This window comes from Pseudomonas donghuensis (genome assembly GCF_000259195.1).
GTDB lineage: Bacteria > Pseudomonadota > Gammaproteobacteria > Pseudomonadales > Pseudomonadaceae > Aquipseudomonas > Aquipseudomonas donghuensis.
Genome location: NZ_JH650759.1, coordinates 74,651 through 98,860 on the forward strand (window position 1 = coordinate 74,651; position 24,210 = coordinate 98,860).

Below are 24,210 nucleotides of genomic sequence, written 5' to 3' on the forward strand. Positions count from 1 at the left end.
TTGCGGCTCGAAGCACAGGCGCTCGAGCAGGTCCAGCGACAGCTCCAGGCGATCGGCTTCTTCGGCGTCGATGTTCAGGCCGATGTCGTATTGCTTGGCCAGTAGGGTCAGCGACAGCAGGCGCGGGTACAGCTCGTCCATCACCCGCTCGTACTGGGCGCGGCTGTAGCGCGGGTGCAGGGCCGAGAGCTTGATCGAGATGCCCGGGCCTTCATAGATGCCGCGACCGTGAGAGGCCTTGCCGATCGAGTGAATGGCCTGCTCATAGGACGCCAGGTACTTCTGGGCGTCATGTTCGGTCAGTGCCGCTTCACCGAGCATGTCGTAGGAGTAGCGGAAGCCTTTGGCTTCGAACTTGCTGGCATTGGCCAGGGCTTCGGCGATGGTTTCGCCAGTCACGAACTGCTCGCCCATCAGGCGCATGGCCATGTCGACGCCCTTGCGGATCATCGGCTCGCCGCTCTTGCCGATGATGCGGCTGAGCGAAGAGGTCAGGCCGGATTCGTTGTGGGTCGAGACCAGCTTGCCAGTCAGCAACAGGCCCCAGGTGGCCGCGTTGACGAACAGCGACGGGCTGTTGCCCAGGTGCGGTTGCCAGTTGCCGGTGCTGATCTTGTCGCGGATCAGGGCGTCACGGGTGCCTTTGTCGGGGATACGCAGCAGGGCTTCGGCCAGGCACATCAGTGCCACGCCTTCCTGGGACGACAGGGAAAATTCCTGCAATAGACCCTGGACGATGCCGGCACGACCGCCAGCGCTTTTCTGGTTGCGCAGTTTTTCGGCGATGCCAGCGGCCAGTTTGTTGGTCGCTTCGGCCATGGCGGCCGGCAGGCGTGCCTGCTCAAGCAGCATCGGTACCACTTCCGGCTCGGGGCGGCGGTAGGCGGCGGTGATGGCCGAGCGCAGTACCGATTGCGGCAGGATGCTCTCGGCGAACTCGAGGAAGCACTGGTGGGCGTGGTCGGCCTGGACTTCGCCGGCATCGTCGGCATGAATGCCGGGCTGACCGTTGAGTTCGGTCAGGGTGGCGCCACCCTCGAGCTTCTCCAAGTAGTTGAAGATCGCTTGTTTGATCAACCAGTGCGGCGTGCGGTCGATAGACGTCGCAGCTGCTTTGAGTCGCTCACGGGTAGGGTCGTCGAGTTTGACCCCAAGGGTGGTCGTCGCCATTTCTTATCCTCATTATTGCCACAGGTTGTGACTTAAGCTGGCGCCAAGATTAGCCGTGCGCGATTTCGGGTGCAACCTAGTGCAACCCAAAAATTGCAGGAAAAAAGTGCAACTCGTCCGGTGGGTAAAACCCCACAGCGGAAATGGCTGTTTATGGTGCATTTTCTTCTGAAAATAGGTGTTCTTGCTCCAAAAGGGAGCAAAAACCTGCTGTTACGCAAAATTTCCGACGAGGTGCAACTTGATTGTAAAAACAGGTTGCACCCTCTTTGCGTTGTTGCATAGGATTCGCGGCCTGGGTGCAACCTCCTCTGAGGCTGTCGCTACATAAAAACAAACGCCAGGGCGCAACAATGAGTGTAAGCAATCCAACCTTGATCACGTTCGTGATCTACATCGCGGCAATGGTGCTGATCGGCTTCATGGCCTATCGCTCCACCAACAACCTTTCTGACTACATTCTTGGCGGTCGCAGCCTCGGCAGCGTGGTTACCGCGCTTTCGGCCGGTGCCTCGGACATGAGTGGCTGGCTGTTGATGGGCCTGCCGGGCGCCATCTACATGTCGGGTCTGTCGGAAAGCTGGATCGCCATCGGCCTGATCGTCGGTGCCTACCTGAACTGGCTGTTCGTCGCCGGCCGCCTGCGTGTGCAGACCGAGCATAACGGTGATGCATTGACCCTGCCGGATTACTTCTCCAGCCGCTTTGAAGACAACAGCGGGTTGCTGCGGATCATCTCCGCGGTGGTGATCCTGGTGTTCTTCACCATCTATTGTGCTTCCGGTATCGTTGCCGGTGCCCGCCTGTTCGAAAGCACCTTCGGCATGTCCTATGAGACCGCGCTGTGGGCTGGCGCAGCGGCGACCATTGCTTATACCTTCGTGGGTGGCTTCCTGGCGGTGAGCTGGACCGATACCGTCCAGGCCACGCTGATGATCTTCGCCCTGATCCTGACGCCGGTGATCGTGCTGATCGCAACCGGTGGCTTCGATACCACCTTCGCGGCCATCGAACTGCAGGACGCGGGCAACTTCGACATGCTCAAGGGCACCACCTTCATCGGCATCATCTCGCTGATGGGCTGGGGTCTGGGCTACTTCGGCCAGCCGCACATCCTGGCGCGCTTCATGGCCGCTGACTCGGTCAAGTCGATCGCCAATGCGCGTCGCATCTCCATGACCTGGATGATCCTCTGCCTGGTCGGCACCTGCGCCGTTGGCTTCTTCGGCATCGCCTACTTCTCGGCGCATCCGGACGTCGCGGGCCCGGTCGCCGAGAACCATGAGCGGGTGTTCATTGAGCTGGCCAAGATCCTCTTCAACCCTTGGATCGCCGGTGTTCTGCTGTCGGCCATCCTGGCAGCGGTCATGAGTACCCTGAGCTGCCAGCTGCTGGTGTGCTCCAGCGCCCTGACCGAAGACTTCTACAAGACCTTCCTGCGCAAGGGTGCCTCGCAGCTGGAGCTGGTCTGGGTCGGCCGTGCCATGGTGCTGCTGGTGGCTGTGGTTGCCATCCTGATCGCCTCCAACCCTGAGAACCGCGTGCTGGGTCTGGTCAGCTACGCCTGGGCCGGCTTCGGTGCTGCCTTCGGTCCGGTGGTGCTGATCTCGGTGCTGTGGAAAGGCATGACCCGTGACGGCGCGTTGGCCGGTATCCTGGTGGGTGCGATCACCGTTGTGGTGTGGAAGCACTTCTCCATCTGGGGTCTGTACGAGATCATCCCGGGCTTCATTCTCGGCGCCCTGGCGATCTACTTCGTCAGCAAGGCCGGTAGCCCGTCGAAGGGCATGGTGTCGCGCTTCGAAGCTGCCGACGAGGCGTTCAAAGCCGGTCATTGATCGACTGTTGAGCTTCGCCTGGCAACGGCCCGGTCTCGCAAGAGCCCGGGCCGTTGTCGTTTTGGCGGCCCGTGCCTGACGCCGCCCGCATGACAAGGTAAACTGCGCGGTCTTGCAGGAGTTGCCATGAACTATCGTCACGCCTTCCACGCCGGCAACCATGCCGACGTCTTCAAACACCTTGTGCTGACCCGTCTGATCGCGTTGATGTCGCGCAAGGAGCAGCCGTTTGCCTACCTCGACACCCACGCCGGCCTGGGTCTTTACGACCTGCAGGGCGACCAGGCGACGCGTACCGGCGAATGGATCGAAGGGATCGGTCGTCTCTGGGGGCGCGACGACTTGCCGGAAGTCACCGCAGACTACCTGCGCATCCTGCGCAAGATGAACCCTGACGGCGAGCTGCGCTACTACCCGGGTTCCCCGGAGCTGGCCCGGCGCCTGGCCCGCCAGCAGGACCGTGTGCTGCTCAACGAGAAGCACCCCGAAGACGGCCGCCTGCTCAAGGACAACATGAAGAAGGACCCGCGCGTCGCCGTGCACCTGGGTGAGGGCTGGCATGTGCCGCGGGCCTTGTTGCCGGTGCAGGAAAAACGCGCTGTCATGCTCATCGACCCACCGTTTGAGCAAGCCGACGAGCTCAAGCGCTGCACCCAGGCGATGAAAGAGACCATCGGTCGCATGCGCCAGACCGTCGCGGCTATCTGGTACCCGATCAAGGACCAGCGCCAACTGGTGCGCTTCTACCAGGACCTGACCAGTACCGGTGCGCCGAAGCTGCTGCGGGTCGAGCTGTATGTGCATCCGCAGGACAGCCCGCAGGGCCTCAACGGCTCGGGCCTGGCCATTGCCAACCCGCCATGGGGCCTGGAAGAAGAGCTGCGTGCGCTGCTGCCGTGGCTGTCCCAGGTGCTGGCGCAGACCCAGGGTAGCTGGCGGATGGATTGGTTGATCGCCGAATAACTGCTGTAGGAGCGGGCTTGCCCCGCAATGCGGTGTGTCTGAATGTATGCAATCGCGGGGCAAGCCCGCTCCTACGCTTTGCGTTATAATCCCGCGCTTTGGCTGCCGCCCGCCCCAACGGCCCGCGCGCATATTTACAGATTGAAGAGGCTAGACCCTTGGCATTGACGATTCTTGGCCTGTCCGGCGCCCTTAGTCATGACCCTTCCGCGGCTCTGTACATCGACGGCAAGCTGATTGCCGCCGCTGAAGAAGAGCGCTTCGTGCGCGATAAACATGCAAAGAACCGCATGCCCTACGAATCGGCGAAGTTCTGCCTGGAACAGGCCGGTATCAAACCGTCCGACGTTGACGTGGTAGCGATCCCGTTCGCCCCGATCAGCCTGTTCGGCAAGGCTCGCTGGCACTACGCCAAGCGTTACTGGTATGCCCCGGACCGCGCCCTTGACGCGATCCTGATGGGCAACCGTCGCTACAAGCGCTATCGCAAGAAAATCGTCTGGTGCCTGGAGCAACTGGGCTTCGACCCGAAGAAGGTCAAGATCGAGCCGGTCGAGCACCACCTGGCTCATGCCTCCAGTGCCTACCACTGCTCGGGCTTCAAGGAGAAGACCGCGATCCTCGGTATCGACGGTAAAGGCGAATACGCCACGACCTTCTTTGGCTACGGCGAAAACGGCAAGATCCACAAGATCAAGGAGTTCTTCGACCCGGACTCGTTGGGCGGCCTGTATGGCGCGATCACCGAGTTCCTCGGCTTCGAGATGCTCGATGGCGAGTTCAAGGTCATGGGCATGGCGCCGTACGGCGATGCCAGCAAGTACGATTTCTCGCGCCTGGCCTCGTTCGAGAACGGCGAGCTGGTGATCAACACCGACTACGCCAACGTCATCGGCCTGCGTCGTTACAAAGAGAAGGGCAAAGGCTTCTACTTCTCGCCCAAGCTCATCGAATGGCTGGGCCCGAAACGCGAAGGCGACATCGCCGACGAGCCGTACATCCACTACGCCGCGAGCATGCAGGCGCTGTTCGAGAAGCTCGCCCTGCAGATGATCGACCATTATCTGGGCGACATCCTCAAGGAGACCGGCAAGCTGGCCTTTGCCGGTGGTTGCGCGCTGAACGTCAAGCTCAACCAGAAGATCATTGCCCGTCCAGACCTCAAGGAACTGTTCGTCCAGCCGGCTTCCGGCGACGCCGGTACCGCGGTGGGTGCTGCTGCCTATGTGTCCCACGCCCGTGGCGTGCCGGTCGAGAAGATGGAACACGTCTACCTCGGTCCGGCGTACTCCAACGAGGACGTGATCGCCGCCTGTGCGCGTCACCCGAGCCAGCCGAAATGGCGCAAGCTGGAGAACATGCCCGAGCAGATCGCCAAGATCATGGTCGACGGCAACCCGGTGGCCTGGTTCCAGGGCCGCATGGAGTTCGGCCCGCGCGCGCTCGGTGGTCGTTCGATCATTGGTTGCCCAAGCGTGGAAGGCGTTGCCGACCGCATCAACCACCAGATCAAGTTCCGCGAGCGCTGGAGGCCTTTCTGCCCGTCGATGCTCGACACCGTCGCACCGCAGATGATCAAGATCGATCATCCGGCGCCGTTCATGACCTTCACCTTCGAAGTGGCTGAAGAGTGGAAGACCCGCGTGCCGGAAGTCGTCCACGAAGACGGCACCTCGCGGGCCCAGGTGCTCAAACGCGAGTACAATCCGCGCTATTACGACATGATGAAAGCGCTGGAGACCCTGACCGGTAACGGCGTGTCGTTGAACACCTCGCTCAACCGCCGTGGCGAGCCGATGATCTGCTCGCCGACCGATGCACTGAACATGTTCTTCGGCTCGGACCTGCAGTACCTGATCATGGAAGATATTCTGGTGATCAAAGAAGGTGCACAGGAATATGTTGAGTCATGAGTTTCTGATCAGCGTTGTAGTTCCTACATACAACTACGCGCGGGTTCTGCCGCGGGCCCTGGATTCGGTCCTGCGCCAATGGGCCGATGATCTTGAATTGATTGTCGTCAACGATGGTTCCAAGGACGAGACGCTGGCGGTACTGGCGGGCTATGAAGCCCGCTACCCGCAAATGCGCGTTATCGACCAAGCCAATGCCGGTGCAGCTGCGGCGCGCAACAAGGGCATTGCCCAGGCGCGTGGCCGCTATGTGTTGTTGCTGGATGCTGACGACGAACTGATGCCTACGGCTATTGCCGTACTGCGTGAAACCCTGCAGGCCAATCCTGACGTGGGTATGGTGCTTGGCGGGCAAATTTCCGTTTACCCGGACGGCTGCGAACGGCTGCGGCTGCCCACACCGGTTCCGCAGGCGCCCGCGCGAGACCTCGCGCGCCAGTATCTGCTGCAGAAGCGGATTTCGGTCTCGCATTGCTGCACCTTGTTCGCTCGTGAGCTTTTGTTACGTCGGCCTTATCCGGAAGCTTTGCGCACGGGCGAGGATATTCCAGTGTTTGCCTATCTGGTGGTGAATGCCCGGGTGGCGGTGACCAACGAGCCCCTGGCGCGGATCTACAAGCATGCTGACAGTTTGCGGCATAACCGCGAGAACGAAGAGCAGTACGCATTGGCCATGGTTCACGAGGTATTCGCAAGCCTGCCTGAGGAGTGTCGGTCACTGAGTGTCCGCTACAAGGCGCAACGCTATCTATCGTTGTTCCGTGCTGCTTTGCTGTCGGGCGACGGACGTGCGGCGCGGCGCTTTTATACTCAGGCCTTGCGCCTGAGTCCGCTGCAAGCCATGCGCTGGACGTACCTGCGCAAGGCTATGCGTCTGATCATGGTGTAGGGATTTATGGGTATGGATGTTGACAGGGTGGATGCAGGGCTGGGGTCGTACATTTCAAGGATGATCAGTGCCTACCCGGTTAGGCTGGCATTTGTTGGCAGTCTGCTGCTTTCTCTGATCGCTGTGCTGGGCGTCGCGACGGTTGGGCGCGATGCGACGCTTTACCTGGACATCGCGCGCCAGGTAAGCGAGCAGGGGCCAAAGGTTGCCTGGCAGAGCTTTGACTGGCCCTGGTTTGCCCTGTTGTTGGCTGGCACCCACACGGTTCTCGGACTGTCGTTGGAGTTGAGTGCGTACTTGTGGTGCGGTCTATTCATGGCTGGCACTTGTGCATTGCTGGTGGATTGTGTGCGCCAGCGGGTGCCGCAGGCCGCTGGCTGGGCATGTTTGCTGGTGCTGGCGATGCCGGCGGTCAACCAGTTTCGCAATGACATCATTCGCGAGTTCGGCTTTTGGTTTTTCTGTGCCCTGGCACTGTGGCTGGTCCTTCGCTGGCAAGCGAGGGGCGGCTGGTTGCGGGCTGCTTACATCCACCTGGCCATTGGTGCCGCCGCGCTGTTTCGCCTGGAGGCGTTGATGTTGTTGCCGGCTCTCGGTCTATGGCAGTTGACAGGCCTGCGTGAACGGCAGAACTGGAAGCGCTTTGCCCAGTTCCTGGTGTTGCCATTGGTTGTCGGCCTGCTGGCTCTGGTTGTATTGCTGGTGCAGGGTGGGCTGTCCTCGGTACGTATCGAGAACTACCTGGATATGATCAACCCCCAGCGCGTCGTCGGGGCGTTCAAGGTACTGTCGCAGCAATTTGCCGACAGTCTGACCTACAAGTTCTCGAAGGATGAAGCAGGCAGGATCGTATTTTTCGGCTTGCTGGCCGCGCTGCTGATCAAGTTCGTGACCTTGATGGGGCCGTTCTCCTTGCCGTTCCTGCATCGCAGCAGTTGGCAGGCGCTGCGGACCTATGGCCGCGAGTACCAACCGTTTGCGTGGGTGGCAGTGCTGTACCTGGTAATCCTGATGGTGTTCTTCGTGGTTCAGCAGTTCATGAACTCCAGGTACCTGAGCTTCCTCAACCTGCTGGTATTGCCGCTACTGGCCATTGCGTTGATGCAGTTCGCCCGGCATTTCCCGCGACTGGGCAAGGTGCTGGTAGCGATCGCGCTGCTGGTGATGCTGGCCAACGTGATTTCCACGGGCGCGCGCAAGACCCAGTATGTCGATGCCGGACGCTGGATTGCCGCCAATATCGACCCTCAGGCCTCGACCTACTTCGAAGATGGTCGTATCAGCTACTACGCTGGCCGTGGTTATTCCGGACTGCTGCCGCGCGAGGATGCGTTGTCTGACGAGCGCGCTGGTACCTATCGTTACTTTGCCATCGAGGCGCGCGCTGACGAGCCGTGGCTCGCTGCTTGGCTTGAGAAGCACCAACTGCGGGTGCTGTCGAGTTTCGCCAACCGCAAGGGCGCTACGGTACTGGTGATCGGCAAGTAGTTCAGCCGAGCAACTGGCGCAAATTACTCAGAAGACGGGGCCGAGGTTTCGCCTGGCCCCGTTCCAGTTCCTGGCGGTAACCTTCGAGGAAGGTGGCACCATTGTCATCACCCAGCAACCATTGGCGGTCGTCGACATAGCGCAGTACATGTCGAAAGTTTCGCACGCGTTGGCGTTCGCTCAAGGGGCGGCGTTGGCGTTGCAGGTCGGCAATGTCGATAAGCCCTAGTTCATGCTGTGGCGTCAGCACCACGTTGCCCAGGTGCAGGGACCTGAAATAGACCCCCAGGCCATGTAGCCGGGCGATGAAGCGACCGAGTTGGGCTCGCAAGGATTGTGCGCCTTCCTGCTTGTGCAGGAGCTGGCGCAGCGTCTCGCCGGCCAGTGGCGCATAATAGACCGCATCGCGCTGGATGCTGGGGATGCGGTACACGCAGATCACTTCGGGGCTGGGAACCCCCAGTTGTCGCAGGGCCTGTGCATTGTTCGCAAAGCGCCGGGCGTAGGGGTAGAGCAGCGCTGAGCTGAGCAGGCGCTTACGCCGAAACAGCTTGAGCATCCGCCCGTCATGCAAGCGCAGCACCTTGTCGCCGGAGCCGTCGGCCTCCAGCACGTGCGCACCCTCGCGCAACGACATGTAGGTGGTGTGATCCATTGCTTGCATGCTTAACCTCCGCTCATAAGCCGACTATCTTAACTGACTTGCCGCAGGCCCGCCTGCCGTTGGTTTCATTGGGGAAAAAAGGCGCTGTGATATGATCCCCCCCTCATTGTTATGTGCGGATTCCCATGAGCAGTCCTGAACCTCGCCCCCAGTCCACGTTGGCGATTTATTTCCGCCTTCTGGCATATGTGCGGCCCTATATCGGGCTGTTCTTGCTGAGCATCGTCGGCTTTCTGATTTTTGCCTCGACACAGCCGATGTTGGCCTACATCCTCAAGTATTTCGTCGACGGCCTGGCCAATCCGGAAGCCCGCCTGTTCCCAGGCAACCCTTACCTGGGCGAGCTGCAACTGCTGCAAGCGGTACCTTTGCTGATTGTTGCTATTGCTGTCTGGCAAGGTGTCGGCTCATTTCTGGGCAACTTCTTCCTGGCTCGCGTCTCTCTCGGCCTGGTCCATGACCTGCGTGTCGTCCTGTTCAACAAGCTACTGGACCTGCCCAACCAGTACTTCGACAAGCACAACTCCGGCCACCTGATTTCCCGTATTACCTTCAACGTCACCATGGTTACCGGCGCGGCAACCGACGCGATCAAGGTGGTGATCCGTGAAGGCATGACGGTGGTCTTCCTGTTCTGCACCCTGTTGTGGATGAACTGGAAGCTCACCCTGGTGATGGTTGCCATCCTGCCAATCATTGCCTTGATGGTAAGCAGCACCAGCCGCAAGTTTCGCAAGCAGAGCAAAAAGATCCAGGTGTCCATGGGCGACGTCACCCATGTGGCCTCCGAAACCATCCATGGCTACCGCGTGGTCCGCAGCTTTGGTGGCGAAGGCTACGAGAAATCGCGCTTTCAGCAAGCCAGCCAGAGCAATACCGACAAGCAGCTGTCGATGACCAAGACTGGCGCTGTCTATACCCCAACGCTGCAGTTGGTGACCTACAGTGCCATGGCGGTGGTGATGTTCCTGGTCCTGTTGTTGCGTGGCGAGGCTTCGGCGGGTGATTTGGTGGCCTATATCACCATGGCCGGCCTGCTGCCCAAGCCGATTCGCCAGCTTTCCGAAGTCAGCTCCACCATCCAGCGCGGCGTGGCCGGTGCCGAAAGCATTTTCGAGCAACTGGATGAAGCCCCGGAAGTCGACAACGGCACCATCGAGCGTGACCGTCTGGAAGGGCGCCTTGAAGTGCGCAATCTCAGCTTCCAGTACCCCGGTACCGAGAAAAAGGTGCTGGACGATATCAGCTTCGTTGTCGAACCTGGGCAGATGGTAGCCCTGGTCGGGCGTTCCGGCAGTGGCAAGTCGACTCTAGCCGGATTGATCCCGCGTTTTTATCAGCATGAGCAGGGTCAGATCCTGCTCGATGGCGACGAAGTCCAGGCGCTTACCCTGCGTAGCCTGCGCCGCCAGATTGCCCTGGTGACCCAGCAGGTCACCTTGTTCAACGACACGGTGGCCAACAACATCGCGTATGGCGACTTGGCCGGTGCGCCGATCGAGGCGATCCAGCAGGCAGCCTCCGAGGCTTATGCCGATGAGTTCATCAGCAAGATGCCGCAAGGCTACCAGACGCTGGTGGGGGAGAACGGCGTGCTGTTGTCCGGTGGCCAGCGCCAGCGCTTGGCAATTGCCCGTGCCTTGCTCAAGGACGCGCCTCTGCTGATTCTCGATGAGGCGACTTCGGCACTCGATACTGAATCGGAGCGGCATATCCAGGCGGCGCTGGACCATGTGGTGAAAAATCGTACCACCTTGGTCATTGCTCACCGTCTGACCACTATCGAGAAAGCTGACCTGATCCTGGTCATGGAGGACGGCCGGATCGTTGAGCGTGGTACGCATCTGGAGCTACTGGCACAAAATGGCCATTACGCCCGCCTGCACGCCAAGGAGTTTGAAGAAGGCGGCGACTCGAAACCGACACAAGCGGTTGACGCATGTTGAGTGCTCTGCGTTGGTGGCGTGAACGCGGCTGGCATGAAATCGATCAACAGAGCTATGCCAGCGCCTGGCAGCAGTTCGGCGGCAGTGTCGCCACCCATCCACACGTGGTGGAGCGGTTGTCTGAGTTTGTGCAAGTACCGGTACGTTATCTGGGTTGGCAGGTTGATGGCCAACTGAAAGCTGCTGTGCCTTGCTGGGGCCGACATGTGGCCCTTTCAAAGGAGGTGCTCAAGCGCGAAGGGAAGCGTGCCTTGCTGGACATGGGCAACGCTGAAATCATCCTGCCGGTATCGGCTGGCGTGCAGGTGCCTGTCCGTCAGCGTATGCGATATGTCTCGGACATCAATGCCGCGCGGATCACTACCCTCAGGCAGCAACCCGAAGGCTTGGCGATGGCTAGGGAGCCGGAAGACTATTCGAAGAAATTTCGCTACAACCAGCGCCGCGAACTGCGCCTGCTCGAAGAGGCCGGCGGTACGCTGCAACCCATGCAGGCGTTCTCGGCCGCCGAACAGGCGGCAATGTACACCGAGCTGTTCGAACGCCGTTGGGGCTTCGAGGTGCCGGGCAAGAAGGGGCTGGTCGAGGTCTTTACTTTGATGCGTGAGTTCATGACCGGTGCGGTGGCAATGCTTGATGGGGCGCCCGTGGCTATTCAGGTGCTCTACCGGGTGGAAGCTCCGGGATGGATTTCACTGGAGTACATCAATGGTGGTGTCGATCCGCAAAGTCGTGATTTCAGCCCCGGCAGCGTGCTCAGTTTCGTCAACACCCAGCAGGCCTGGGATGATGCCAGAGCCCTTGGCAAGCCGTTGCGCTATTCCTTTGGTCGTGCCGACCGTGAATACAAGGAGCGTTGGTGCAATACGGTCCCGGTTCATCAGGTGTAACTCATGATTGCGCGTAAACAACGGCTGTTGAAGGCTCATCGACGGAACAAGCGCCTGGTGCTGATCGCCGCGCTGCTGGTGCTGGTCGGCCTGGGCGTGATGTTGGCCTGGTGGCTGGTGCCGCTGCTCATGCTGGTGGGGTGGATCGCTCACGAGGCGTGGTTCGCAGATCATCTGTTCTATCGGGGCAGCGACAACTATCAGTACCGGTTCCCGGATGATGTGCCACAACAGCCGGTTTCACTGGTTTCAGGCAAGGTGCAGTTGAGCGCTACGCTGGCCGAAGGCGAAACCCTGATCCTGGCCATACGTGTTCAGCACCGGTGGCTCGGGCGATGGCTCGATCCCTATGTCGAAGTGGGTGACGACCGTCAGGATTTCGAGCGCGGGGTTGCGGGCCTGCGCTTTTTGAATTTGTCCGGTCAGCGGGAAGTGCTGAGGCGTGGGGAGTTGAGCCTGCGTGGGCGTCATTGTCAGATCGGAGCAACAGGCACCCTGTATGTCATGGCCAACCCGGCCTATGGCAAGCAGCGGTCGATGATTCTCGCGCCGCATGCTGACGACGCTGAGTTGGCGGCCTTCGGGTTCTATAGCGCCAGTGACGAGGTCAGCATCGTGACCGTTACCCAGGGTGAGATCGAAGCGCAATCCTACCAGCGCCTGGGGCTCGATCCTGCCCAGGCGGCGCGCTTGAAAGGGCGATTACGCAGTTGGGACAGCCTGGCGATACCCTTGTGGGGGGGCGTTGAGGCGAGTCATTGCGTGCAGTTGGGCTATTACTGTCTGCAACTGCCGTCAATGGCCAGTGAACCTGACAAAGCCTGGGGGTCGCGGGAGTCGGGCGAGAGCGATACGCGTAGCGTGCGCCAGCACAATCCCCTGGCATTACCGGGGGACCAGGATGGTGCGCCGACCTGGACCAACCTGGTGGCCGATCTAGTGGCCCTGTTGGAGCATTTTCGGCCGGAATTGATCGTCACTCCGCATCCTGAACTTGACCCGCACGCGGATCATGTTGCCACTAGTCAGGCGATTTTTACGGCGATTCGTCTGAGTCGTTGGCGGCCTTCCACTGCGCTGCTGTATGCCAATCACCTGCACGACAACGACCGCTGGCCAATGGGTCCGGCGGGGATGGGCATCGCCTTGCCGCCCGCCATCGAGGCGTTGCCGGCCGATCGCTTGTGGAGCCCTACGCTGGACGCCACGAAGCAACTGGACAAGGCCATGGCGCTGGCAATGCAGCATGACCTTCAGGGGGCACTACCGTTCAAACGGCGGATTCGCCGGCTGATCCAGCGGTTGCTGACCGGCAGGCGATGGCCAGCTACTGGCGAGAATGAGTTCCTGCGCAAAGCGGTCAGGCGTCATGAGCTGTTTTGGGTGCGTCGGATAGTCGATTGAGGTCTGACGATTCAGCCCTGTGCTAATATCCTGCCCCTGTTAATTATTTTGTATATGGGTTGCCCATGAAGTTGTCCATGCCGCGTTTCGATCAAGCCCCGGTACTGGTGGTGGGCGATGTCATGCTCGACCGCTACTGGCATGGCGGTACCTCACGGATTTCGCCTGAAGCGCCGGTACCGGTGGTCAAGGTCGAACAGATCGAGGACCGTCCCGGCGGCGCGGCCAACGTGGCCTTGAACATCGCCGCCCTGGGGGCCCCGGCTGCACTGGTTGGCGTGACGGGCCAGGACGAGGCGGCCGACAGCCTCGCCAACAGCCTGCAGGCTGCCGGTGTGCGCTCGATCTTCCAGCGTATTGCCCACCAGCCGACCATCGTCAAGTTGCGGGTCATGAGCCGCCATCAGCAGTTGCTGCGTATCGACTTTGAAGAGCCCTTTGCCACCGACCCGTTGTCCCTGGGCACCGAGGTCGATGCGCTGCTCGATGGCGTCAAGGTGCTGGTCCTGTCGGACTATGGCAAGGGCGCGTTGAAAAACCACCAGAGCCTGATCCAGGCGGCCCGGGCCAAGGGCATTCCGGTGCTGGCCGACCCCAAGGGCAAGGATTTCTCGATCTACCGTGGTGCCAGCCTGATCACCCCCAACCTCAGCGAGTTCGAAACCATCGTTGGCCGTTGCGCCGACGAGGCCGAGCTGGTGGCCAAGGGTGGCCAACTAATGAGCGAGCTGGAGCTCGGTGCCTTGCTGGTGACCCGTGGCGAGCACGGCATGACCTTGCTGCGTCCTGGTCACCCGGCCCTGCACCTGCCTGCCCGGGCCCGTGAAGTGTTTGACGTGACGGGTGCCGGCGATACGGTGATCTCGACCCTGGCCGCAGCCATTGCTGCCGGCGAAGAGCTGCCCCATGCGGTGGGCCTGGCCAATCTTGCCGCCGGTATCGTGGTCGGCAAACTGGGTACCGCAGCCATCAGTGCCCCGGAGTTGCGCCGCGCCATCCAGCGCGAAGAAGGTTCCGAGCGTGGCGTGCTGAGCCTCGACCAGCTGCTGCTGGCCATCGATGATGCCCGCGCGCACAACGAGAAGATCGTCTTCACCAACGGTTGCTTTGACATCCTCCATGCCGGTCACGTGACCTACCTGGAGCAGGCCCGTGCCCAGGGCGATCGCCTGATTGTCGCGGTCAACGATGATGCCTCGGTCAGCCGCCTGAAAGGTCCGGGCCGGCCGATCAACAGTGTTGACCGGCGCATGGCTGTGCTGGCCGGCCTCGGGGCAGTGGACTGGGTCATCAGCTTCCCTGAGGGTACGCCGGAGAACCTGCTGAGCCAGGTCAAGCCGGACGTGCTGGTCAAGGGCGGTGACTATGGCATCGACCAGGTGGTCGGCGCCGATATCGTCACGGCCTACGGCGGCACCGTGAAGGTGCTGGGGCTGGTGGAAAACAGCTCGACCACCGCTATCGTCGAGAAGATCCGCAAGAACTGAAACATCGCGGGGCAAGTCGCCCCGCGATCGGCTCTACTTGCGCAATCCGCCACGGGCCATCTGCAACAGCTCCCGCGCTCTACCGGTCAGCCGCTTCAAGCCGCTGTCCGGCTTCGCTGGCGTCAGGCCTTGCTGCCTGACCCAGTCCTTCCAACGTATCCGCTCATCCCTGACCAGCCATCCCTCCTGCCTGGCAAAGCTTTCGGCTAGGTACAGGCCGCGGGTGCTGGCCGGTAGCAGACGATCCTTGCTCAGGGTGTAGAGTTCGGCACGTGGCTGGCCGTCTTCCAGCGGCATCAGGTACAGGTCGGGGCGCTTGCGGTTGAGGCGAGCGACGAGTTGGTCGCCTTCAAGGCGCTCGTCAACGTGGAACAGGCTCAGTGATTTGGCCTCGCGGGGGACTTGCAGACACAGGTCGTAGATCAACTGCAGTGACGCGGTGGGCAAGTGCACGTAGGCCCGAGGCCGCTCCAGCAACTGCAGATTGGCGCAGCGCACCGGGCGTGCGGCGCCGGACTGCGGAGTGAGCACGAAGGGCAGGGCTTCGCGGTAGTGCAAGGCGTCAGCGTAGGGCGCCGGTAGCCAGGTGTCGTTGAAGCGCCCGCCAAGCCAGCCTTCCGGGGTTTCCAGCAGGCATTCTTCGGCAACCTCCTGAATTGCCGTATGCAGCGGCAGGTTCAGCTCCTGAGCGGGCACATAGCCTGAAATCAGTTTCAGCACCACATCGCCGCGGTCCTGACGGCGCTGACGCACCAGCACCCAGTAATCGCGATTTTGCCAGCGCAGGGTCAGGCGCACCGACACGCCGAGATTGGCCAGCTCGATAGCAAAGTGCTGGCTGTCGGCGAGCTGGATCGGCTTGCGCCGTTGCAGGGTCTGGGCGAAGTTCAGCGGCATGCCGATGCTCTGGTAGACGAGGCCTTCGGGGCTGGCCTCGACGTGCAGCGGCAGGGTCTTGAAGTTGCTGGGGTTCTTGCGGATCAGCGTTCGCGGCATGTCGGCTCCTTCTTGCGTTGGGGTCGGCCGCGGCGGCGGCGTGGATGTCAGTGGCGCAGGACGTTGGCAACGGTTGCCACGTTATGGGCCAGGTGCAGCGGGTTGATGGTGCCGACAATAGCACTGCTGACGCCAGGCTGGGCAAACAGCAGTTCGAAGCTGGCGCGCACCGGATCGACCCCCGGGCTCAGGCACACGTGACCACTGGCCAGGGCCTTTTTCACCAGGATCGCCTTGCCGTGTTCGGCAGCGTAATCGATCACCGGTCGTTCAGCCTGCTCGTTCAGATTGTAGGTGACCATGGCGCAATCGCCGCGCTCAAGCGCTTTGAGGCCGCCCGCTGCGGTCTTGCCGGAAAGGCCGAAACCTCGGATCTTGCCTTCCTGCTTCAACGCTTCGAGGGTCTGGTAGACCTCTTCATGTTCGAGGATATGCAGATCGTTGCCGTCGGAATGCACCAGCACCAGGTCGATGCAGTCGGTTTCCAGGCGTTTGAGGCTGCGCTCGATGGAAAAGCGCGTGTGCGCTGCACTGAAGTCGAAACGCGACTGGCCGTCTTCGAACTCCTCGCCCACCTTGCTGACGATCACCCAGTGCTCACGCTGACCGCGCAACAGCGGGCCGAGGCGTTCCTCGCTGCGGCCGTAGGCTGGCGCGGTGTCGATCAGGTTGATGCCCAGCTCGCGGGCCTGGGCCAGCAGCATGCGTGCTTCAGCGTCGTCGGGAATGGTGAAGCCGTTGGGGTACTTGACGCCCTGGTCGCGGCCGAGCTTGACGGTGCCCAGGCCCAGTGGCGACACCGTCAGGCCGGTACTGCCGAGGGGACGATGCAGGTCGTGCAGGCTCGGCAGGCTCATGGCAGCAGTTGCTCCCACACCGGCAGGGCCATGGGTGGCCGGGGCAGTTCGGGCAGGGCAGCCTGAGCGGCCGGCTTGATGCCGTCACGCTCAAGGGTGGCCAGCACCCGGTCGCTGAAGTCCGGGGCCAGGGCCAGCTTGGTCGGCCAGCCCACCAGCAGACGCTGTTGCTCGGCAAGGAAGGCGTTGTCCGGGCGCACCAGCCCCGACTGTGCGGGCTCGGCGCGGTCGATGCGCACGGTGGCCCAGCGCACCTGGCTGAGGTCGATCCAGGGCAGCAGGTTGCCGACTTCTTTTTTCGCCGCCGCAATCTGCGCTTCAGGTTCGCGGGCTACGCCATCGGCTTCGGCCAGGTCGCCGCCCAAGTACCAGACCCACTGGCCATCAGCTGCCGGGTGGCTGGTGACGGTGATGCGCGGCTTCGGCCCGCCGCCCAGGCAGTGGGCGTACAAGGGCTTGAGGCTGGCGCCCTTGGCCATGACCATGTGCAGCGGCCGGCGCTGCATGGCCGGCTGGCTCAGGCCCAGGGCTTCAAGTAACGCGGCATTGCCGGCACCGGCGCTGAGCACCACGCGTTGGGCGCGGATCTCGCGGCCGTCGACGCGCAAGCCAAGCAGCTCGCCATTGTCGTTCAGCGGTTCGATGGATTGAGCGGCCAGCAGGCTGTCGCCGGCCAGCTCCGCGAGCTTGTTCAGCAGGCTCGGCACATCGACGACCAATTCGGCCAGGCGATAGACCTTGCCCTTGAAGGCGCGGTCCTGCAGGGCAGGCGGCAGTTGATCGCCCTTGACCTGATCGACACGGCCGCGCACCGCCTTGCTGGCAAAAAAGCTGGTGAGATTGCCGGCCAGGGTGCCGGGTGACCACAAGTAATGGGCGTCAGACAGCAGGCGCACGCCGGACAGGTCCAGCTCGCCGTTGCCGGCCAGGGCCTCGCGCCAGCGCCGCGGCATGTCGGCGATGGCCTCCGAGGCGCCGGTCAGGGCACCGTGCAGGGCATATTTGGCGCCGCCGTGGATGATCCCCTGGGACTTGAGGGTTTGCTCGCCACCGAGGCTGGCGCGTTCCACCAGCACTGTCGAATAGCCGAGCCGGCGCAGGCGGGCATTGAGCCAGAGGCCTGCGACCCCGGCGCCGACGATCAGCACATCGGTGGAAATTACGGTTGGCATGCATGAACCTCACAAGCTTGGACAGACGCCCAGTATACAGCCTGTGAAGCATTGCACCCGGTTGCGGATCAATGCCCGGCGGTTTTCGAGAAGACCTGGATCACCACCACGCCGCCGACGATCATGGCCATGCCGAGCATCGCCGGTACATCCAGCTTCTGCCCGTAGATCACCAGCGCCGCGATGCTGATCAGGACGATGCCCAGGCCCGACCAGATTGCATAGGCGATACCCACCGGAATGCTGCGCACCACCAGGGTCAGCATCCAGAACGCCACCGCGTAGCCACAGACCATCAGCAGCAGTGGCAGGGGCGTGCTCAGGCCCTTGACGGCTTTCATCGAGGCGGTGGCGATAACTTCGGCGCAGATGGCGATAGCCAGGTAGGTGTAGGCATTCATGTCGGTAATCCTCTGTTCTGGCTGGGCATTCTAGAGCAAGCCTGAATGGGGTAAAGTCATTACCTATCTTCCCTGGAGATAGGTTGATGGCCGAGCAGTGGAACCTGGAGCAGTTGCGCATGTTCGTGCGGGTCGCCGAGCTGCGTTCGTTTTCGGCAGTGGCCCGTGAGCAGCGCAAGGCGCAATCGGCGGTGAGCAACGGCATTGCCCTGCTGGAGACTGACCTGGGCGTGACCCTGTTCGAGCGCAGCAGCGGCCGCCAGCCGCGCCTGACCGAGGCCGGCGCAACCTTGCTGGAAGATGCCCGCGAACTGTTGCGCCAGTGCGAACGCCTCGACGGCCGTGCCCTGGCCCTGATGCGCGGGCAAGAGGCGCAACTGCGCGTGGCCCAGGATGAGGCCATGCCCTATCAACCGGTGATCGACAGCCTCGACGAATTGGCTCGGCAGTTCCCCTTGCTCGAGGTGCAGATGGCCAGCGGCGCCCAGGGCGACGTTGCGCGCAAGTTGATCGAACGGCGCGCCGATCTGGGCCTGTTGTTTCACCATGACCATATGCCGGAGGCCCTTGAGCGCCGGGCTGTAGGACGGATCGAGATGGTCACTGTGTGTGCGGTGGATCATCCACTGACCGGCTTGCAGCGGGTGACCCGCCAGGACCTGGCCAGGCACCGCCAGTTGCTGATCACCCCACAGGAAAGCGGCTATCCCGGTGGCGAGCCGATCAGCCCGCAGATCTGGCGTGCCGACAGCTTCTACGCCATGGCCGAGTTGCTGATGCGTGGCCTGGGCTGGGCCTGGTTGCCGCGGCATGTGGTGCAGTACCCCACCTACCAGGCGCAAATGGTCGAGCTGGCCAGCGAATGGACGCCACCGGCGCTGGTGGTCGAGCTGGTGTGGCGTCGTGACGAGCCGCTGGGCCCCGCTGCACAGTGGCTGGCTGAACGCTTCGCAGTGCACTTGCGCGCAATTGGCTAGTACACTTCGGCGCCATGAACAGAACCCTCTATACCCTGCTGTTTCACCTGGGCCTGCCGCTGGTTGCGCTGCGCCTGTTTCTGCGTTCGCGCAAGGCCCCGGCCTATGCTCAGCGTGTCGGCGAGCGTTTCGCCCTGAACCTGCCGGCCATGGCCAAGGGCGGTATCTGGGTGCACGCGGTGTCGGTAGGTGAAAGCATCGCCGCGGCGCCGATGATTCGCGCCTTGCTGCAGGCTTATCCACAGCTGCCGATCACCATCACCTGCATGACCCCGACTGGGTCCGAGCGGATCCGGGCGATGTTTGCCGATGAGCCGCGAATTCAGCACTGCTACCTGCCATATGACTTGCCCTGGGCTGCCGGGCGCTTTCTCGATCACGTGCAGCCCAAGCTTGCGGTGATCATGGAAACCGAGCTGTGGCCCAATCACATTCACCAGTGCGCCAAGCGCGGTATAGCGGTGGCGTTGGCCAACGCGCGATTGTCTGAGCGCTCGGCCCGCGGTTATGCGCGCTTTGCCGGGTTGACCCGGCCGATGCTGGCCGAAATGAGCCTGATCGCGGTGCAGACCGAAACCGAGGCCCAGCGCTTTCGTCAGTTGGGTGCGCGACCTGAGTGTGTGCAGGTCACCGGTTCGATCAAATTTGACCTGAGTATCGACGAGCAACTGCTGCCCCGCGCTCGTGCCTTGCGTGAGCAGTGGCAGGCCAGCCAGCGCCCTGTGTGGATCGCCGCCAGTACCCATGAAGGCGAAGACGAGGTCATTCTCGCTGCCCACCGGCAGTTGCGTGAACATCACGCCGACGCCTTGCTGATCCTGGTGCCGCGCCATCCGGAACGCTTCAACAGCGTGTTCGAGCTGTGTCGCGGGCAATTCCCAACGGTTCGCCGTTCCAGTGCCGAACCGATCAACGCGGATACGGCCGTGCTGCTCGGCGACACGATGGGCGAGCTGCTGTTTCTCTACGCCCTGGCCGATATTGCCTTCGTTGGCGGCAGCCTGGTGGCTAACGGCGGGCACAACCTGCTGGAGCCGGCGGCGCTGTCGCTGCCGGTGCTCAGTGGTCCGCACCTGTTCAACTTCCTCGAGATCGCGGCGATGCTGCGTGAGGCCGGTGCCTTGCAGGAAGTCGATGATGCCCAAGGGCTGGCGGCCGAGGTGCGGCGGCTGATCGAGTTGCCGCGGGATGCGCAGCGCATGGGGGCGGCGGGGTTGGCGGTGATGAAGGCCAATCAGGGGGCATTGAAGCGCTTGCTGGATGCGCTGGGGCGGTTGATCTAGGCAGGCTTCGCCTGCCATCGCCGGCAAGGCCGGCTCCCACAGGTTTTGTGGGAGCCGGTCTTGCCGGCGATCGCTTTTCAGGGACGGGCTTCGAAGTTGGCCTTGGCCGCTGCTGCCAGGTCTGGCGGCAGGAAGTCCTTGTCCGGGTTGTAGTCCGATTTCAGATAGCGGCTCAAATCCGTCAGGTCCTGCGGGCTCAACGTGCCTGCCGCCTGCTTCAAGCGCAGGTTGTCGAGGATGTAGTCGTAGCGGGTATTGTTGTAGTCGCGCACCGAGGTGTACAGCTGGCGCTGGGCGTCGAGCACGTCGACGATGTTGCGGGTACCCACCTGGTAGCCGATTTCCGTGGCTTCCAGGGCGCTCTGGTTGGAGATGATCGACTGCTTGCGCGCTTGCACCTGCTCGACATCGGTGTTCACTGCACGGTGCAGGTTGCGGGTGTTTTCCACCACCTGGCGGCGCAGGCTTTCGCGTTGCTGTTCACTCTGGCTCAGGCGTTGGTAAGCCTCGCGTACCTGCGAGCTGGTCAGGCCGCCGCTGTAGATCGGGATGTTCAACTGCAGGCCGATGCTGGTCTGTTCGACATCGCCGCTGTAGTTCTGCCCGGTGAGGTTGGGGTTGGTGAAGCCCAGGCTGTCGTTGTCGCCTTTCTGGTAGCGTGCTACCGCATCCACGGTCGGTGCGTGCCCGGCCTTGCGCTGGCGCAGGGTCTCTTCGGCGGCGCTTACCGCGTAGTTGGTGGCCAGCAGGTTGAGGTTCTGTTTGCCGGCCGTCTCGACCCAGGCCTTGGCATCGTTTGGCACCGGCACTTGTACCGGCAGGGTGTGGACGATGCCCTGCACCGAGTTGTAGTCGCGGTTGGTCAGGGTGATCAGCGCCTCGAAGGCGTCATCGACCTGACGCTGGGCAACGATGCGGTTGGCCCGGGCGGTGTCGTAGCTGGCCTGGGACTGCAGCACGTCGGTCTTGTCCGAGAGGCCGACGTCGAAGCGCTCGTTGGACTGGTCGAGCTGGCGCTTGAACGCGGCTTCTTCGGCCTTGGTCGAGGCCAGGGTGTCTTGGGCGCGCAGCACGGCAAAGTAGTTTTCGGCGCTTTGCAGGATCAGATTCTGTTCGGTGGCCGACAGCTCCAGGGCCGCCTGCTCGTTGACCGCTTCAGCCGCCTGCAACTGGAACCAGCGGTCAGCGCGGAAGATAGGTTGCGCCAGGGTCGCCTGCCAGGAATTGCCGCTGCGGTTGGAGGTCACCGAAGGGCTGTCGATCTTGGTGCGGTTGCTCATCATCTCGGCGCCGGCCGAGAGGTTTGGCAGCAGGCCGGCACGGGCCTGGGGCACCACTTCCTTCTGGGCGCCGTAGTTGGCGCGGGCGGCCGCCAGGTCGGCGTTATTGTTCACGGCTTCCTGATAGACACTGACCAGGTCGGTCTTCGCCGACAGGGGCACATCCGCTGCCCAGGCCATTCCGTTGGTAGCACAAGACACGGCAAGGGCCAGTGAGAGTTTGCGCAGCATAGGGCAATCCTTGAACGGTGAGAATTTCTGAACTGGTGAGTGTAGTTGTGCAGGCATTTCGCAACAATCCGCTATTTGCGCCATTTATCGTGTCCATGTCCAGGTGCTTGGCTTTGCATGCCACTCCAGTCTAGACTGCCCACGTTCTTGTCGGGGTGCCTTGCGTTGAGGCTGAGATCGGATAATCCGGATCCCGTTGAACCTGATCAGGTTAGCGCCTGCGTAGGGAACAAGATTTCTCGCTTTCCCGGCGAGTCTCTTGTGCCAGGTCCGGGAATGTCGAGACAGCCATCATCGCTGCAGGCATCACCGCGCATTTGGTACAGCACCACCCATGGTGCGTCCGTGCCTTTCAGGTTCTCCCCGACATTCCACTGCTAGGAAGCCGTCTGGAGAGCCTGTGATGAGTAAACAAGAAAAACATACCAATCTGAGTGAATCGGCCCAGGTCGATCAACAGTCCGTACAGCCGTTCACCCGTTCGCGCAAAATCTATGTCGAAGGCTCGCGCCCGGACATCCGCGTGCCCATGCGTGAAATCAGCCTGGACGACACTCCGACCGATTTCGGCGGCGAAGCCAACGCTCCGGTGCTGGTCTACGACACGTCCGGTCCCTACACCGATCCCAACGTGATCATCGACGTGCGCAAAGGCCTGGGCGATGTCCGTTCAGCGTGGATCGACGCCCGGGGTGACACCGAACGCCTCGCCGGCTTGTCGTCGGACTTCGGCCAGCAACGCCTGGCCGATGCCGAACTGACCAAACTGCGTTTCGCCCACGTGCGCAACCCGCGCCGGGCCAAGGCCGGCGCCAACGTCAGCCAGATGCACTATGCGCGCCAGGGCATCATTACCGCCGAGATGGAATACGTCGCCATCCGTGAAAACATGAAGTTGCAGGAAGCTCGCGCCGCAGGGCTGCTCGACCAGCAGCATGCCGGTCACAGCTTCGGTGCCAGCATCCCGAAAGAAATCACCGCCGAGTTCGTACGCGAGGAAATCGCCCGCGGTCGCGCGATCATCCCGGCCAACATCAACCACGTGGAGCTGGAGCCGATGATCATCGGCCGCAACTTCCTGGTGAAGATCAACGGCAACATCGGCAACAGCGCCCTGGGCTCCTCCATCGAAGAAGAAGTGGCCAAGCTGACCTGGGGCATTCGCTGGGGTTCGGACACCGTCATGGACCTGTCCACCGGCAAGCACATCCACGAAACCCGCGAGTGGATCATCCGCAACTCGCCGGTGCCGATCGGTACCGTGCCGATCTACCAGGCCCTGGAGAAGGTCAACGGCGTGGCCGAAGACCTGACCTGGGAGCTGTTCCGCGACACCCTGATCGAACAGGCCGAGCAGGGCGTGGACTACTTCACCATCCACGCCGGCGTGCTGTTGCGCTATGTGCCGCTGACCGCCAAGCGGGTCACCGGTATCGTCAGCCGCGGCGGCTCGATCATGGCCAAGTGGTGCCTGGCGCACCACAAAGAGAACTTCCTCTACACCCATTTCGACGAAATCTGCGAAATCATGAAGGCTTACGACGTCAGCTTCTCGCTGGGCGATGGCCTGCGTCCGGGCTCGATTGCCGACGCCAACGACGAAGCGCAGTTCGGCGAGCTGGAAACCCTCGGCGAGCTGACCAAGATCGCCTGGAAGCATGACGTCCAGTGCATGATCGAAGGCCCGGGCCACGTGCCGATGCAACTGATCAAGGAGAACATGGACAAGCAGCTCGAGTGCTGCGACGAAGCGCCGTTCTACACCCTCGGCCCGCTGACTACCGACATTGCCCCGGGCTACGATCACATCACCTCCGGCATCGGTGCGGCGATGATCGGCTGGTTCGGTTGCGCGATGCTCTGCTACGTCACGCCCAAGGAACACCTGGGCCTGCCGAACAAGGATGACGTCAAGACCGGCATCATCACTTACAAGATCGCCGCCCATGCTGCGGACCTGGCAAAAGGTCATCCGGGTGCGCAAATCCGCGACAACGCGCTGTCCAAGGCGCGCTTCGAGTTCCGCTGGGAAGACCAGTTCAACCTCGGCCTGGACCCGGACACCGCGCGCAGCTTCCATGACGAAACCCTGCCCAAGGATTCGGCCAAGGTCGCGCACTTCTGCTCCATGTGCGGGCCGAAGTTCTGCTCGATGAAGATCACCCAGGAAGTGCGCGAATACGCCGCCAACCAGCGCATCGAAGCGGTGGACGTGGCGGTCGAGGATGGCATGCGCGAGCAGGCCGAGCGGTTCCGCCAGGAAGGCAGCCAGTTGTACAAGAAGGTCTGATCGGGCTGTTCAGGCGGTGTGCTGGTGCACACCGCATCGCTGGCAAGCCAGCTCCCACAAGGTACCGGTGG

Annotated in this window: 19 protein-coding genes and 1 riboswitch; of the genes, 12 read left to right on the forward strand and 7 right to left on the reverse strand. The window is 62.1% G+C overall.

The window, feature by feature from the left end:
* Window positions 1–1,170, reverse strand: a 1,170-nt coding sequence (locus UW3_RS29315) for a proline dehydrogenase family protein (RefSeq protein WP_010221547.1), incomplete at its 3' end; no start/stop codon positions are given.
* Between the two features lie 353 nt (window positions 1,171–1,523).
* On the opposite strand from UW3_RS29315, the gene putP reads away from it, so the two are divergent.
* The 5 genes from putP to UW3_RS0106790 all read left to right on the forward strand — a co-directional run bounded on the left by putP (window position 1,524) and on the right by UW3_RS0106790 (window position 8,261).
* On the forward strand, window positions 1,524–3,008 hold the full coding sequence (gene putP, locus UW3_RS0106770; protein ID WP_010221548.1) for a sodium/proline symporter PutP: 1,485 nt from the start codon (window positions 1,524–1,526) through the stop codon (window positions 3,006–3,008).
* 126 nt (window positions 3,009–3,134) lie between these two features.
* Window positions 3,135–3,971, forward strand: a complete 837-nt coding sequence (locus UW3_RS0106775) for a 23S rRNA (adenine(2030)-N(6))-methyltransferase RlmJ (RefSeq protein WP_010221549.1) — start codon at window positions 3,135–3,137, stop codon at window positions 3,969–3,971.
* A 158-nt stretch (window positions 3,972–4,129) separates the two neighbouring features.
* Entirely contained in the window at window positions 4,130–5,884 is a 1,755-nt protein-coding gene (locus UW3_RS0106780) for a carbamoyltransferase family protein (protein WP_010221550.1), read from the forward strand.
* On the forward strand, window positions 5,871–6,773 hold the full coding sequence (locus UW3_RS0106785; RefSeq protein WP_010221551.1) for a glycosyltransferase family 2 protein: 903 nt from the start codon (window positions 5,871–5,873) through the stop codon (window positions 6,771–6,773). Before UW3_RS0106780 ends, UW3_RS0106785 begins: the two co-directional genes overlap by 14 nt.
* A 315-nt stretch (window positions 6,774–7,088) precedes the next feature.
* Window positions 7,089–8,261, forward strand: a complete 1,173-nt coding sequence (locus tag UW3_RS0106790; RefSeq protein WP_237716727.1) for a hypothetical protein — start codon at window positions 7,089–7,091, stop codon at window positions 8,259–8,261.
* Between the two features lies 1 nt (window position 8,262).
* Here UW3_RS0106790 and UW3_RS0106795 read toward each other — a convergent pair whose 3' ends face one another.
* Window positions 8,263–8,925 carry a lipopolysaccharide kinase InaA family protein gene (locus UW3_RS0106795; protein ID WP_026001217.1) on the reverse strand — a complete coding sequence of 221 codons (663 nt, stop codon included), beginning with the start codon at window positions 8,923–8,925 and terminating at the stop codon, window positions 8,263–8,265.
* Between the two features lie 125 nt (window positions 8,926–9,050).
* Here UW3_RS0106795 and msbA point away from each other — a divergent pair, with 125 nt between their 5' ends.
* The 4 genes from msbA to hldE all read left to right on the forward strand — a co-directional run bounded on the left by msbA (window position 9,051) and on the right by hldE (window position 14,652).
* Window positions 9,051–10,871, forward strand: a complete 1,821-nt coding sequence (gene msbA, locus UW3_RS0106800; protein ID WP_010221554.1) for a lipid A export permease/ATP-binding protein MsbA — start codon at window positions 9,051–9,053, stop codon at window positions 10,869–10,871.
* The gene (locus tag UW3_RS0106805; protein WP_010221555.1) at window positions 10,865–11,761 is read left to right on the forward strand and encodes a GNAT family N-acetyltransferase; all 897 of its coding nucleotides are present in this window, start codon (window positions 10,865–10,867) and stop codon (window positions 11,759–11,761) included. The genes msbA and UW3_RS0106805 overlap by 7 nt, the downstream gene beginning before the upstream one ends.
* A gap of 3 nt (window positions 11,762–11,764) precedes the next feature.
* On the forward strand, window positions 11,765–13,165 hold the full coding sequence (locus UW3_RS0106810; RefSeq protein ID WP_010221556.1) for a PIG-L deacetylase family protein: 1,401 nt from the start codon (window positions 11,765–11,767) through the stop codon (window positions 13,163–13,165).
* A 65-nt stretch (window positions 13,166–13,230) separates the two neighbouring features.
* Window positions 13,231–14,652, forward strand: coding sequence for a bifunctional D-glycero-beta-D-manno-heptose-7-phosphate kinase/D-glycero-beta-D-manno-heptose 1-phosphate adenylyltransferase HldE (gene hldE / locus UW3_RS0106815; protein WP_010221557.1), 1,422 nt, complete (start codon window positions 13,231–13,233; stop codon window positions 14,650–14,652).
* 33 nt (window positions 14,653–14,685) lie between these two features.
* Here the strand turns inward: hldE and UW3_RS0106820 are convergent, their stop codons facing one another.
* From UW3_RS0106820 to UW3_RS0106835, 4 genes are all read right to left on the reverse strand, one after another.
* Window positions 14,686–15,648: a hypothetical protein gene (locus tag UW3_RS0106820; RefSeq protein ID WP_010221558.1), complete on the reverse strand. Its 963-nt coding sequence runs from the start codon at window positions 15,646–15,648 to the stop codon at window positions 14,686–14,688.
* 47 nt (window positions 15,649–15,695) lie between these two features.
* Complete coding sequence (locus tag UW3_RS0106825; RefSeq protein WP_010221559.1) at window positions 15,696–16,505, reverse strand: aldo/keto reductase; 810 nt, start codon at window positions 16,503–16,505, stop codon at window positions 15,696–15,698.
* Window positions 16,502–17,677, reverse strand: a complete 1,176-nt coding sequence (locus UW3_RS0106830) for an NAD(P)/FAD-dependent oxidoreductase (protein ID WP_010221560.1) — start codon at window positions 17,675–17,677, stop codon at window positions 16,502–16,504. Before UW3_RS0106830 ends, UW3_RS0106825 begins: the two co-directional genes overlap by 4 nt.
* 68 nt (window positions 17,678–17,745) lie before the next feature.
* Complete coding sequence (locus UW3_RS0106835; protein WP_010221561.1) at window positions 17,746–18,078, reverse strand: DMT family transporter; 333 nt, start codon at window positions 18,076–18,078, stop codon at window positions 17,746–17,748.
* Window positions 18,079–18,164: 86 nt separating this feature from the next.
* Between UW3_RS0106835 and UW3_RS0106840 the strand changes: the two genes are divergently transcribed.
* Window positions 18,165–19,055: a LysR family transcriptional regulator gene (locus UW3_RS0106840; protein WP_010221562.1), complete on the forward strand. Its 891-nt coding sequence runs from the start codon at window positions 18,165–18,167 to the stop codon at window positions 19,053–19,055.
* Between the two features lie 14 nt (window positions 19,056–19,069).
* A complete protein-coding gene (gene waaA / locus UW3_RS0106845) occupies window positions 19,070–20,338 on the forward strand; it encodes a lipid IV(A) 3-deoxy-D-manno-octulosonic acid transferase (protein WP_010221563.1) in 1,269 nt (422 codons plus the stop codon).
* A 77-nt stretch (window positions 20,339–20,415) separates the two neighbouring features.
* Here waaA and UW3_RS0106850 read toward each other — a convergent pair whose 3' ends face one another.
* Window positions 20,416–21,849, reverse strand: coding sequence for a TolC family outer membrane protein (locus UW3_RS0106850; RefSeq protein ID WP_010221564.1), 1,434 nt, complete (start codon window positions 21,847–21,849; stop codon window positions 20,416–20,418).
* Window positions 21,850–21,990: 141 nt separating this feature from the next.
* A riboswitch (TPP riboswitch) is annotated at window positions 21,991–22,095 on the forward strand.
* A gap of 157 nt (window positions 22,096–22,252) precedes the next feature.
* On the opposite strand from UW3_RS0106850, the gene thiC reads away from it, so the two are divergent.
* Complete coding sequence (thiC, locus tag UW3_RS0106855) at window positions 22,253–24,139, forward strand: phosphomethylpyrimidine synthase ThiC (protein WP_010221565.1); 1,887 nt, start codon at window positions 22,253–22,255, stop codon at window positions 24,137–24,139.
* The last annotated feature ends 71 nt before the right edge of the window (window positions 24,140–24,210 follow it).